The organism is Blastocatellia bacterium (assembly GCA_016713405.1).
GTDB lineage: Bacteria > Acidobacteriota > Blastocatellia > Chloracidobacteriales > JADJPF01 > JADJPF01.
Window position 1 is genome coordinate 169,001 of sequence record JADJPF010000007.1, and the last position, 12,733, is coordinate 181,733.

General features: G+C 34.1%; 10 protein-coding genes and 2 pseudogenes. 5 read left to right on the top strand and 7 right to left on the bottom strand.

The annotated features are described in order from the left end of the window. Positions 1-29 precede the first annotated feature (29 nt). The 7 genes and pseudogenes from IPK14_11160 to phoU (IPK14_11190) all read right to left on the bottom strand — a co-directional run bounded on the left by IPK14_11160 (position 30) and on the right by phoU (IPK14_11190) (position 7,944). A pseudogene (locus IPK14_11160) lies at positions 30-1,267 on the bottom strand (ABC transporter permease). Continuing rightward, positions 1,215-2,645: an HlyD family efflux transporter periplasmic adaptor subunit gene (locus IPK14_11165; GenBank protein MBK7993948.1), complete on the bottom strand. Its 1,431-nt coding sequence runs from the start codon at positions 2,643-2,645 to the stop codon at positions 1,215-1,217. Before IPK14_11165 ends, IPK14_11160 begins: the two are co-directional and overlap by 53 nt. Before the next feature lie 3 nt (positions 2,646-2,648). After that, entirely contained in the window at positions 2,649-3,887 is a 1,239-nt protein-coding gene (locus tag IPK14_11170) for an efflux RND transporter periplasmic adaptor subunit (protein MBK7993949.1), read from the bottom strand. Between the two features lie 45 nt (positions 3,888-3,932). After that, positions 3,933-5,231, bottom strand: a complete 1,299-nt coding sequence (locus tag IPK14_11175; GenBank protein ID MBK7993950.1) for an HlyD family efflux transporter periplasmic adaptor subunit — start codon at positions 5,229-5,231, stop codon at positions 3,933-3,935. A 231-nt stretch (positions 5,232-5,462) separates the two neighbouring features. Next, positions 5,463-6,578 carry a hypothetical protein gene (locus IPK14_11180; GenBank protein ID MBK7993951.1) on the bottom strand — a complete coding sequence of 372 codons (1,116 nt, stop codon included), beginning with the start codon at positions 6,576-6,578 and terminating at the stop codon, positions 5,463-5,465. Beyond that, entirely contained in the window at positions 6,571-7,281 is a 711-nt protein-coding gene (locus IPK14_11185; protein MBK7993952.1) for a response regulator transcription factor, read from the bottom strand. The genes IPK14_11180 and IPK14_11185 overlap by 8 nt, the downstream gene beginning before the upstream one ends. Positions 7,282-7,284: 3 nt before the next feature. Continuing rightward, on the bottom strand, positions 7,285-7,944 hold the full coding sequence (gene phoU, locus IPK14_11190) for a phosphate signaling complex protein PhoU (GenBank protein MBK7993953.1): 660 nt from the start codon (positions 7,942-7,944) through the stop codon (positions 7,285-7,287). A gap of 220 nt (positions 7,945-8,164) precedes the next feature. On the opposite strand from phoU (IPK14_11190), the gene pstS reads away from it, so the two are divergent. The 5 genes and pseudogenes from pstS (at position 8,165) to phoU (IPK14_11215) (ending at position 12,589) form a co-directional block, all read left to right on the top strand. After that, positions 8,165-9,250, top strand: coding sequence for a phosphate ABC transporter substrate-binding protein PstS (gene pstS / locus IPK14_11195; protein MBK7993954.1), 1,086 nt, complete (start codon positions 8,165-8,167; stop codon positions 9,248-9,250). Between the two features lie 90 nt (positions 9,251-9,340). Continuing rightward, positions 9,341-10,255: a phosphate ABC transporter permease subunit PstC gene (gene pstC, locus IPK14_11200; protein ID MBK7993955.1), complete on the top strand. Its 915-nt coding sequence runs from the start codon at positions 9,341-9,343 to the stop codon at positions 10,253-10,255. Further along, positions 10,248-11,069, top strand: a pseudogene (gene pstA / locus IPK14_11205) (phosphate ABC transporter permease PstA). The gene pstC and the pseudogene pstA overlap by 8 nt, the downstream one beginning before the upstream one ends. A 27-nt stretch (positions 11,070-11,096) precedes the next feature. After that, positions 11,097-11,906, top strand: coding sequence for a phosphate ABC transporter ATP-binding protein (locus tag IPK14_11210; protein MBK7993956.1), 810 nt, complete (start codon positions 11,097-11,099; stop codon positions 11,904-11,906). Between the two features lie 23 nt (positions 11,907-11,929). Continuing rightward, positions 11,930-12,589 carry a phosphate signaling complex protein PhoU gene (gene phoU, locus IPK14_11215; protein ID MBK7993957.1) on the top strand — a complete coding sequence of 220 codons (660 nt, stop codon included), beginning with the start codon at positions 11,930-11,932 and terminating at the stop codon, positions 12,587-12,589. The last annotated feature ends 144 nt before the right edge of the window (positions 12,590-12,733 follow it).

Here is a 12,733-nt window from a genome sequence, read left to right on the forward strand (position 1 = left end):
TGAATAATATTTCTTAGTTTACAGAGTATTTATTCATATCTTAATGCTTCTATAGGGTTTAGCTTAGAAGCTGTAATGGCAGGGTAAATGCCAAAAACTAGTCCCACACTTGCAGACACTCCAAAAGACATTGCAATTGAAGTTGATGTAACAAGTGTTGTCCAATCAGCATATAAAGCAACTAGACGAGAAGCACCAAACCCAAATAATATTCCTAAAATACCGCCTACAAGACTAATTGTTAAAGCTTCCATCAAAATTGTAGAAGAATATCTTGACGACGTGCGCCAATTGCCCGACGAATGCCTATTTCGCGTGTTCGCTCTAAAATATTGGCTAACATTATGTTCATAATTCCAATTCCACCAACAAGTAAGGCTATGCCAGCAATACAACTCATTACAATATTAAAAATATTTTGGGTTTTTTGATTCTGCTCTAAAAGCTCTCGTGGCAGGACAATAGAAAAATCTTCGGCTTTGTTGTGTGTGCTAACCAATACTTGGTTGATTAAAACAGCACTAGGTTTTAAGGTATCAGTAGATTTAATACTTAAGATAATTTCATCTACTTCTGATTCCAGACGTTTAAGGTCGAATTTTTAAAGCCCTGTAGTTAGAGGGATATAAATATCATTACTAAAATCTTGGAGTTTAACGCCTTCAAATTCATCTTTTCCTAAATTATTATCGGCCAAAACTCCAATAACAGTAAACCATAACTTATTGATTTTAATTTGCTTACCAATAGGAGAAAGTTTGTTAAATAGCTTTTGACGACTGCGAGAGCCAATAACACAAAACTGCTCATAATTTTTTTCATCTATTTCAGAGAAAAAACTTCCTTCCAGTAAAGAATACTTAGCTAAACGAAAATAACTAGATGTAACTCCTAGAACATTTGCTTCGTCAGCTTTGCCAGTAAATGAAAATATTTGAAATGTTTTGACTTTTTTCTTAGCTGAATAGGTTTCTAAATCAGGTACAACAGTTTCAATTGCTTGAACGTCTCGAAGTGATAAACCTAAAGAAGTTTCTCGAATTTTCTTTAAGTCTTCATCCTTAAATTCTCTATCCTTGACAATAATATTACGCACTCCCATTGTATCAATAATTTTTAAGCTTTCCTGTTCGGCTCCTGCTCCAATAGATAACATTGCAATTACAGCACCAACGCCAAAAATCATCCCCAACATTGTTAGAAAAGTGCGTAATTTATGAGTTTGTAGGTTGTCTATAGCTAATTTTATTTCTGATAGATATTTCATAACTTATTGATAAACTGATTAGTACTCTGTAAACAAAGTAATTAGTTAAGTTAGTTTTTCTTTTCTTCTTTTTTGACTTTTTATCTGATGAAAAACTTTGTTTTGCATCTGGTGGATTAAGAGCTATTACTTGACCAGAAGTTAAGCCTTCAGTTACTACAACTTGGATTAAATCGCCTTGACCAAGAGTTACTGCTTTAGCTTCAAACTGACTTGCAAAGTTATCTTCTGTATTTTCAGCAACTTTTGGTTTTTGAACATAGGCAAAGAATTTACCATCTTTTTCCACTAAAGCACTTCTAGGAACAACCAAAACATTCTTTAATTCTTGAGCTAAAACTTGAGCTTTTAGCTTAATTCCTGATTTCATAACTTCAGGCTCAACATTATCTAGTGAAATTGTAGTTTGAAAATATTTTACAGGGGAATTTCTATCAATTGGACGAGCAAGCTTATCAATATTTTTTACTTTGCCGCTAAATTCTTTATCTGGAAAAGGATCAAGAATAACGCTAACTTTTTGATCTACTTTTAATGACCCAGCATCTTTTTCTAGCACATAGCATTTAGCTTCCATTTTATTAGGATTAATTAAGTCAAAAAGCGGCATTCCTACATAAACATTACTTCCGGGCATTATCGACATACGCCAATAACCACCAGATTGGCTATTTTGATCAATAACTCCATCGCTTGGAGAGGTTAATTTAAGAGATGAAAGGGCTTTTTCTGCTTGATTGATTTTTGATGTAGCATTTTGTCTTTCTAAAAGTAAAATTGCTTCATCAAGGGAATAGACTTTTCCTTTTAGATCTAATCGAGCATCAGCAAATACAATTTTTTTCTGAGTATAATCTTTATTTAATTCACCTTCTAAAATTTGTCGCCGAGTGTAGATCATTTCATCACGGGGCTGAAATTGAGCAATATTTTCTAATTCTAATTCGCTAACTTTTTTATCTTTAACTAGGTCAGATTTATCAACTTCAGCAGCAAGCTCACTTTTATTGATTTTATAGTTAGCAATTTCTAAATTTGATTTTTGTTCTAAAAACTGTAAGTTTAGTTCCGTAGGGTCAAATTCTATTAGTAAATCACCTTTTTTTACTGTTCGACCATCTGCTACTAACGAAGCAATTCTTAGGTTTTGTGCTGGAACATTTGGAACAAGAATTTTGGTTGTTTCTGCTGATTGTAATTCTCCATCAGCTTGGATTTTAACTAGAAAATCTTGTGGCTTAATGGATAAAGTAATAGGTGTAAATTCTGATTGGACAGGGACTAAAAATTGTTTAACTGGTTGAAATGCTACTACGCCAACAGCAACTAATAATAAAAATAGAAAACTTAAGGAAACAAATTTTTTTAATTTTTTCATAAACTATTTGGCTTTAGAAAAATCAGCCGCAATCCTTTCACCTGACTTAAGACCTTCTAAAATAACCACTTCTGCCAAGTTAGAATCTCCAAGTTTTACTTCGCGTGGCTGCCAACCTTGAGGAGTTTTTACTTTTACTAAACTTCCTGTAGCACTTACATAAACTGAACTAAGAGGAACTGCAATAGCACTATCAATAGAAGCAGTCTCTAATTTTGCTTTTAAGCTCATTGCTGGACGCATGGTGTTAACGTCAATGTTTTCTAGCGCAATTTCTACATCTATAACCTTGTTAGGTACATCCCAAGCTTTAGAATGTACAAGTCTACCAATAGATTTAACTTTCCCTAAGTAAGTTTGTCCTGGTAAAGCGTCAATTGTTACACTAACAGGTTGGTCAAGTTTAACTTTGCCTAAGTCAACTTCTGGAACATAGGCTTGAGCAATAATAGTTTTTAGGTCAGGAATTTCCATAATTGGTTGACCGGGCCAGACCGTTTCCCCAATTTGAAATTTTTCTCCATTCCAACGAGTTTTATAAACTACTACACCTTCACGGTCGGCTTGTGTTTGTAATTTGGCAATGCCTGATTGGATTTTATTAACTTTATTTTCGGCACGTGCTTTTTGACTTAGAACTACGTTATAGCTTGCTTCACTAGATTTTTTATACCAATTTAATTTTTCTGTAATGGCTGTAACTTCTTGTTCTGCTTGTTGTATGGCTAGACGATCTTTTTCAACAGTGATTGAATTAGCTATTTGTGTATTAGTTTGTTGCTTAAGTTTTAAGGTTTCGTATTTGTGCTGTAATTCGGCTAGTTTGCTACTAATTTCTTGTTCTTGAAGTGAGATTTGAACTTTCATTTTTTCTTCTTGTTTTTTAGACTGATCAAGCTCATTTTGTGCTTGTTGCATTTGTTCAAAGATTCCTTGGGCATCAAAATTAATTAATACATCACCTTTTTTAACAATTTTTCCTTCAGCCGTCATATTGCTAATCTTAAATTGCCATTGATTTTCAAATGCTGGAGGGCCGCCAAAATTTTGCACTGATTCAGCTTTTAACACTCCATTTGTATCAATTGAAAATTTAATATTTTTAGGAATAATTAAAATTTCTTCTACCTTGCTTCCTGCTTGTGAAGGTGGGGAAATTTTATTAAATAAAAAGAAAGTTCCACTAGTAATTACACCTAAAATTACTAAAATAAAGAAAAACTTAGCGATTTTTTTTAACATAGCTAACCTGTTGTAAAATAAATAGTTGGTTGATAACTCAAGAATTTATTTTTGAGTTGTTTTATTGATAACTAATTTATCACCCTGTTTTAATTTACCATCGTCAGCAATGGCATAAAAACGAAAGTCAGAGGCCAAAATATTAATAGCAATTGGTTGAAGTTCTTCTCCAACCTGTTTAAATACTTGAGCTTGTTTGTTGTGAAATTCAACAGCAAAACGAGGGACTAGGATTTTAGGAGTATTTTCTACCAAGTTAACTTCAACTTGGGCAGACATTCCGGGTTTCATTATATCTGTTAAGGTTTTTTCTAAGGAAACAACAACCTTAAAAATTTTAGTTGTATCAGAACGGCTAGTTCCAGCTTTTGCAGCAGTTTGTGAAATATCTTTAATTTTTCCATTAATTTTAATATCAGGATAACTATCTAAAAAAACTTGAGCCGCTTGACCAATGGAAAGACGAGGCCCATCAACTTCATTAACCCTAGCTAAAATTTCTAATTCTGTTAAATCTGGAAGATTAATAACAGGGAAACCACTAAAAACCACATCTCCAACCTGTACTTTTCTAGGCTCAAAAATATGATCTGCATAAATAACAATACCATCTGAGGGGGCTTTAAGGTTAAGATCATTTAATTGGTTTTCTAATTTTTGTAGTTCTACTACTAATTTTTCTTTTTCTAAATTTTTAGCTTGTAACTCTGCTTGTTGTTCTAATTTCTTTTTTTCAATTTTAGCTAAATGGCTATTATATTCAGTTTCAGTTTTTTCTAATAATAATTGACGTTCCTGGTAATCTCTTCTAGGCACTAAGTTTATAGGTACAGACGCATCAATTTTAGCTTGTTGGAAGGCTAACCAATATTGGCTTAAACCTGCTTCTAAGTCGCGTAGTCCTGATTCATGATTTGACTGTATTTCTACTAATTGATTTTCTGATGTAATAATTTGTTGTTTAATTTCAAGTATTCGGTTAGAAACAGGAGTATTATCAAATTCAACAAGTCTATCGCCTATGTTTACTTTTGTTCCTTCAGGCGGCATATAAGTAATTTTTGATTCACTTGCCTTACCAAACAAAGTACGCGCTCTAACAGCTTGTAAATCACCATCTAAAAGAACTTTTTTTTCTAATGTTCCAACTTCTACTAAAACGGTTTCTAATATGGGTTTTGATTGGGTTAATTTTGTAATGGGTGGAAGGTTAGTTAAGAGTTTGTCAGGATTAAAGGAAACACCAGATTTTAGTATTATTGGTACTAATAAAGCTAATATTACTAATGGTGAGAACCATAAGACCTTTTTCTTAACTGATAATAAAGGCAGTTGATTAGACATTATAAAATATCCTATCAGTATTTATTTAGGTAATAGTGATTATAACTAGTTAAAAGCTCTTTAATTTATTTCTTGTTTATTTATAGCGACAAACAATAGAATTTTAGCTCAAAAATTCGCTTAATATAATTAATAATTTTATTTAATGATTTTGGTAGCCTTAAACGGAGCATCAAAAGATTTGTTCCAAAAGGCTTAAAATAAATGCTGTAGGTAAGAAATTAGATAGCATTATTTATTAGCAGAAGGTAAGGAAACAGAAAAAACGCTGCCTTTGTTTGGCGTACTTTCAACAAAAATTGCGCCTGATTGACTTTGAACTAAGTGTTTAACAATGGCAAGTCCTAAACCAGTCCCTCCTTCTTTGCGAGACCTGGATTCATCCACTCTATAAAGTCTTTCAAAAATACGGTTGATATGTTTAGCTTCAATTCCAATTCCTGTATCTATAACTTTAATTAACTGGTAATCGCCTTTTGATTCAGCCGTAACAGTAATAGAACCACTGAGACGATTAAAGTTAACTGCATTTTGTACCAAATTAAAAACGATTTGCTCAAATGCTTTTCCATCAGCAAGAACAAATAAATCTTCTGGGATTTGCACGGAAAAGAAAATATTTTTGGCCTTAATGGAATCTCTTAAAAGTTCTGAAACTTCTTGAACTACAGTAAAAATTCTTATAGCTTGAGGGTGCATTGCTACTTTGCCAGATTCAATTGCTGCTAAATCAGAAATATCCTGGGCTAAATTACGCATCCTAGCCGCATGTTTAGCAATGATTTGTAGAAATTTAACATTATTTTCTTTGTCATAAAGTGCGCCAGATAACAAGGTTTCAGCATAGGTTTCAATAGAAGTTAGAGGTGTACGAAGTTCATGAGATAAATTAGCAAAAAATTCTCGGCGCATTTGCTCTAAGGCTTCTAGTTTAGTGTTATCAAAAAATGTACCTACAACACCAATTACTTTTTCTTTTCCATCTGCGTCGCTAGCTGTAATAGACTCAACTTTTAAGTCTAGGCTTCGTTCCCCGCTATTTGTATGCAGGCGAATCTTTTTTTCAAATAAATTTTTTTCTTTTAAGCAAACTGTAAAACAATGATAAATCTCTTTATTGCGGGTAATATCGGTTAAGCGAAGTCTATGATACTGATCTGAAGGGAAAGCAAATATTTCTTGGGCGGTTCGGTTGGTTAGGACTATTTTAGTATCTAAATCTACAATTAAAATTGCTTCTCTAACTACATCTAAAAGTGGTCGTAGCAGTGGATTACCAATCAATTCCCGACGAAGCGGACTAGTAGCACTTTTGCTAACTTCGCTAGCTTCTATTGGCTCAGTCATTAAAATCATCTCCTTGTTTTGGGTCTTTGAAACGATAACCAAGACCAACTACAGTTTGAATATACTCATCCCCGCCTAACTTTTGCCTAAGACGTGAAACATGCACATCAATTGTTCGGGATTCACCTAGGTATTCTAGTCCCCAAACACGTTCTAGCAATGTTTCACGGGTAAGAATACGTCCACGATTTTCTAATAAAAGTTTTAATAATTGAAATTCTTTGCGTGTTAAAGTGACATTTCGACCACGAAAACGCACATTCATTTGCTCAAAATCTACAATAAGTTGTCCATCATCAAAGGGAAGGATTTTTACTGGATCAATACGGCGTTTAAGCAAAGCACTAACACGCGCCTTTAATTCTCGCATACTAAAAGGCTTAGTCACATAATCATCAGCCCCTAGGTCAAAGCCATGTACCTTGTCATCTTCATTGCTTCGTGCTGAAAGAATTAAAATCGGTATATGAGAAGTGCGACGACGACGACGTAATGCCCTACAAAGCTCAAAGCCTGACATTCCAGGTAAATTAAGATCTAAAAGAATTAAATCGTAATCGCTATCTTCGCAAAGTTCTAAACCTGCCTCACCTGTCAAAGCTAGTAGCACTTCATAAGGGCCACCACGCTCTAGACTATACTTGATATTATTAGCAATATCTTCATCATCTTCTATAACTAAAATTCGATTTTTGTTTAACATAATTTATTTAGCTTCAGGAGTATGTTTAATTAACCGTCCTTCTACCAAGTAAATAACCATTTCGCAAATGTTGGTAGCATAATCAGCAATTCTTTCTAAATGTTTAATTACAAAAAGTAGTTCAACAGCGCGTCTAACGGTTTTTGGTTCTTGTTCCATAGTAGTAACTAAATGGTCATAAATGGTGTGAAAAAGCTCGTCGGCTTGATCATCTTTATGAATTGTATTAAAAGCTAGCTGGCAATCTGAACGAGTAAGAGCATCTAAACTACTTAAGAGCATATCTTGAGCAATACTAGCTAGTTGAGGAAGTTCAATATGTGTTTTAAGCTGAGGTTGGTCAATTAGCACTAGGGCATGTTTAGCAATATTTACCGCGTGATCAGCAATTCTTTCAATTATTTGTGCAGCACGAGAAACCGAAATAACAAAGCGTAGATCCAGATCAAGAGAAGTATTATTAATTAATAAATCGCTACAGTATTGGTCAATTTCATTTTCCATACTATCAATTTCATCATCTTCTGCAATAACGGACTCAGCTAGATCTGCATCACGTTCTATTAAAGCACGGGTAGCTCGTGAAATGGCTGCTTCAGCCGCGCCTCCAAGTAGCAGAATGCGATCTCTTAGAAAGTTAAGATCATCTTCAAAAAAGGACATTTATTTTTCTGCTCCAATGATTAAGGAAGTAAATAAGTGTTAAAGGATACTTTTTTTTTCTTTTTTCGGCTAGTCTTTATCCAAGAGAAATTAGAAATAAATACTCTATTTACATAAATTTTACGTTAGCGTTACAGACTTTTTACAACTCATTTACAAGGCATTTACAGCCCTGTTCTAAGCTGTCGAAAACCTTGTGAATATATCCAAAATTGTTTTTATGTTAAAAAATTTTTATCTCTTGCTTGTTGTAATGATCTTTCTATTAACCTTAGCTTGTGCCGGCCCGCTAACAGAAGATGAGAAGGGCGGAATGATGTCAGGTGATGGGATTTTACTTCAAGGTGCTGGTGCTACATTTCCTTATCCTCTTTATTCTAAATGGATTAGCGAATATAACAAACTTAATTCAACCATAAAGATCGATTATCAATCTATAGGTTCCGGTGGTGGAATCAAGCAAATTAAAGAGCAAACTGTTGATTTTGGGGCTACAGATGCTCCAATGACAGACGAGCAGCAAAAAACCTTAAAAAAACCTATCATACATATTCCAACTACATTAGGTGCAGTAGTAACTTGCTATAACTTACCTAGTGTTAATGGTGAGCTAAAACTTACTCCTGAAAGCTTAACTGCAATATTTTTGGGTGAGATAAAAAAATGGAATGACCCAAAAATAGTTGAAGCTAACCCAAATATTAATTTGCCAGATAAAGATATTACGGTTGTACATCGTTCTGATGGAAGTGGGACGACAGCCGTTTTTGTTGATTACCTAAGTAAAATTAGCCCTATTTGGGCTAAAGAAGTTGGCAAAGGAACATCGGTTGATTGGCCTGTTGGTCTTGGTGGCAAAGGCAATGAAGGCGTAACAGGACAAATTAAACAAATTGAAGGAACTATTGGTTATGTAGAATTAGTTTATGCTCTGCAAAATAAACTTCCATTTGCTTCAATTAAAAATAAAGCTGGTAAATTTATTGTTCCTAACATAGATTCAGTAACAGCGGCAGCGACGGGTGCAATGTCGCAAATGCCTGATGATATGAGGCTTTCAATTACTAATGCAGATGGCGAAGAATCTTATCCAATAGCGAGCTATACCTATCTTTTAATTTACCAAGACACACAAAGCAAGGTAAAAGCTCAAGCTCTAGCTGATTTTCTAAAATGGTCAATAAATGATGGGCAAAAAATAGCTAAACAGCTTAATTATGCACCTCTTCCAGACGAAGTAGTAAAGCGGATAAAAGAAAAACTAAAAACTCTAAAATCTAAAGGCCAACCCTTAACTATTTCTTAAACCTCTGAATTTATGGATAAAATATCACCTTTAGCAGAAACACAAGCAATAAACCTAGAGTCAAATTTTCAAGGTAAAAAACGCTGGCTAATGACTAGCGCGGCTGATAATGGGTTTCGTCAGCTAACAAAAATTTTAGCAATATTGTTGTTAGGATTAGTTATAACCTTGCTAATCTCAATGATTTATAGTAGTCGTCTAAGTATTAGTCAGTTTGGTTTTAGTTTTGTTTTTTCTTCTACCTGGGATCCAGTTAAAGAAGTTTTTGGAGCTTTACCTTTTATTTATGGCACACTTGTTAGCTCATTAATTGCACTAGCTTTTGCTGTTCCAATAAGCTTAGGTGTCGCTGTTTTTTTGACCGAACAATGCCCAATTAAATTAAGACCTGTAATACTTACTCTGGTAGAACTCTTAGCAGCAATTCCTAGCGTAGCTTATGGACTTTGGGGAATTTTTGTTTTAGTTCCTTTTATGAGAGAAGTAGTTAACCCAGTATTAGGAAAAACACTTGGATTTTTACCATTATTTCAAGGGCCAGCCTATGGAATAGGGCTTTTGACTTCAGGACTGATTTTAGCAGTGATGATTGTTCCAATAACTACAGCAATTTCTGTAAGTTCGCTAACAGCCGTTGACCCAACACAAAGAGAAGCGGCTTTAGCATTAGGTGCAACACGTTGGGAAGCAACACAAATTATGCTCTTAAATGCTCGCTCTGGAATTTTAGGAGGGGTTATTTTAGGCTTGGGACGTGCGTTAGGTGAAACAATGGCTGTAACAATGGTAATTGGCAATCGTCCAGAAATAGCTGCCTCTTTGCTTGCCCCTGCTTATACAATGGCTAGTGTAATTGCTAATGAATTTGCTGAAGCTACCTATGATCTTTATTTACACGCATTAATAGAAATAGGTGTTTTACTGTTTATACTTACTTTTATTGTCCAAGGGCTAGCACAATTACTTATTCGCCAAATTACTAAAGGAACAAAGTCAAATGCGTAAATTTATAGATAAATTAGTTTTTGGGCTTTGCTCTCTTAGCACGGTTTTAGTTTTAGGTATTCTGTTTTTAATTCTTATTTATATTCTCCTAAATGGCATTACTTCGGTTAATTTAGACTTTTTTACGCAACTTCCAAAACCTGTTGGTGAGGAAGGCGGAGGAATGGCAAATGCTATTTTAGGGTCTGCAATAATGGTCGTAATTGCCACAATAATTTCTGTTCCTGTAAGTTTAGCTGCTGCAATTTATTTAGCTGAATTTGGTAGAGGTAAACTAGCTGTAATTACTCGCTTTATGGTTGATGTGCTAGCGGGTGTACCTTCAATTGTTATTGGAATTTTTATTTACACAATAGTAGTTTTGCCAATGCAACGTTTTTCTGCTATTGCTGGAGCATTAGCTTTAGCAATGATTATGGTTCCAACCCTTGTTAGAGCAACAGAAGAAGCTATTCGACTAGTTCCACAAACAGTAAAAGAAGCAGGGCTAGCACTTGGCGCACCTTATTGGCGAGTAATAATTGAAATCGTTTTGGTTTCTGCTCATAAAGCAATTATTAGCGGAATTTTACTAGCTATTGCACGGGTTGCTGGTGAAACAGCACCACTACTTTTTACTGCTTTAGGAAATAGATTTTTTGTTAAGGTTTTAGATAGACCAATTGCATCTTTACCAGTACAAATATATACTTATGCAGTATCTCCATATGATGATTGGCATCGTCAAGCCTAGGCTGCTACGTTTTTATTAGTTATGTTTGTTTTATTAATAAATCTATCTGTACGTTATGTTACTCGAAACAAATCTAGCTAGCCTTAAAAGACACGGAAAATAAGGAAAATGGAAAAAAATATCTTAAAAGAAGCTAATGAAGTTGATAATAAAACAGCTACAAAAATTGAAATTGAGGCAAGTAGCTTTAATTTTTTTTATGGAGCAAAACAAGCTCTATATAACATAAATATTAAAATTCCAGAAAAGTCTATTACAGCATTTATTGGCCCTTCTGGATGTGGAAAATCTACGCTGCTACGCTCAATAAATCGAATGAATGATATTGTTATAGGTTCGCGTGTTGAAGGTAAAATGCTACTTAATGAGCAAGACATTTATGCAAAAAGCGTTGATGTTGTAGCTCTACGTCGTCGGGTTGGAATGGTATTTCAAAAGTCTACACCATTTCCTAAATCGATTTTTGAAAATGTAGCTTATGGAGTAAAAATTAACGGATTAGCAAAGTCTCGTAAACATTTGCAAGAGATTGTAGAACAAGCACTTAAACAAGGTGCGCTTTGGGATGAAGTAAAAGATCGGCTAAATGATTCTGCTATGGCTTTATCTGGCGGACAGCAACAACGCCTTTGTATTGCTCGCACTTTGGCAGTAATGCCAGAAGTTATTTTAATGGATGAACCTTGCTCGGCACTTGACCCAATTGCTACAGAAAAAATTGAGCAGTTGATTGCAGAGCTAAGAGAAAAGTATACTGTGATTATTGTCACTCATAATATGCAGCAGGCTACAAGAGTATCTGATTACACAGGATTTTTTTTACTAGGCAAATTAATAGAATTTGACGAAACAGAAAAAATCTTTACTCGGCCCAAAGAAAAGAAAACAGAAGATTACATCACAGGGCGATTTGGTTAAAAATTTATTGTTTAGGAAAAAAGATGAGAATTATTGACGGCGATTTAACAAAACTAAAAGAAAAACTTACCCTTATGGGAACGTTTACAGAAACGGCTATTGATTTAACTATAAAAGCTTTACTAGAAAGCAATTCAGAGATTTCTAATCAAGTAATAGTTGATGATGATAAGATTGACAAGCTAGAAAATGAAATTGTTAAATTAGCTATTGATGTTATGGTCTTGCGCCAACCTGCGGCAGGAGATTTACGCTTTACTGTTACTTGTTTACAAAGTGCAGCAATAATTGAACGAGTTGCCGATCATGCAGTAAATATTGCTAAACATGTAAAAGCCTTAAATTTAGAGCCACCTCTAAAACCTTATGTTGATTTACCTAGAATGGCAAAAGTTACTAATGAAATGTTTCATGATAGCCTACAAGCTTTAATCAATGGAAATGCAGAACTAGCTCGCCAAACCATTAGAAAAGATGACCAGGTAGATGAGCTTTTTCATTTAATTTATGATGAGCTAATTTCAATAATGAAAAGCAACCCTGATACAGTAACACGAGGAACAGAACTATTATTTGTAATTAAACATTTAGAAAGAATGGCTGATTATGCTACAAACATTTGTGAAATGGTTATTTATATGATGGAAGGACGAATGATTAAACACACTGAAGAAGCGTTTTAATTAAAGAGAAAAATCAAGCAAAATTAATTTTCTTATTTTGGTAAAATTGCGCTTTTTTTTTTGTATTGAAAATATTATCCTTACGGCGCGACTCTGTTAACAACGAAAATTTCCTATTAAAATCAGTCAAAATCTTTACTTATA

Bases quoted from the DNA above. Each gene is read 5' to 3' on its own strand.
- IPK14_11165 (MBK7993948.1), bottom strand. From the start codon at position 2,645: ATGAAAAAATTAAAAAAATTTGTTTCCTTAAGTTTTCTATTTTTATTA.
- IPK14_11170 (MBK7993949.1), bottom strand. From the start codon at position 3,887: ATGTTAAAAAAAATCGCTAAGTTTTTCTTTATTTTAGTAATTTTAGGT.
- IPK14_11175 (MBK7993950.1), bottom strand. From the start codon at position 5,231: ATGTCTAATCAACTGCCTTTATTATCAGTTAAGAAAAAGGTCTTATGG.
- IPK14_11180 (MBK7993951.1), bottom strand. From the start codon at position 6,578: ATGACTGAGCCAATAGAAGCTAGCGAAGTTAGCAAAAGTGCTACTAGT.
- IPK14_11185 (MBK7993952.1), bottom strand. From the start codon at position 7,281: ATGTTAAACAAAAATCGAATTTTAGTTATAGAAGATGATGAAGATATT.
- phoU (MBK7993953.1), bottom strand. From the start codon at position 7,944: ATGTCCTTTTTTGAAGATGATCTTAACTTTCTAAGAGATCGCATTCTG.
- pstS (MBK7993954.1), top strand. From the start codon at position 8,165: ATGTTAAAAAATTTTTATCTCTTGCTTGTTGTAATGATCTTTCTATTA.
- pstC (MBK7993955.1), top strand. From the start codon at position 9,341: ATGACTAGCGCGGCTGATAATGGGTTTCGTCAGCTAACAAAAATTTTA.
- IPK14_11210 (MBK7993956.1), top strand. From the start codon at position 11,097: ATGGAAAAAAATATCTTAAAAGAAGCTAATGAAGTTGATAATAAAACA.
- phoU (MBK7993957.1), top strand. From the start codon at position 11,930: ATGAGAATTATTGACGGCGATTTAACAAAACTAAAAGAAAAACTTACC.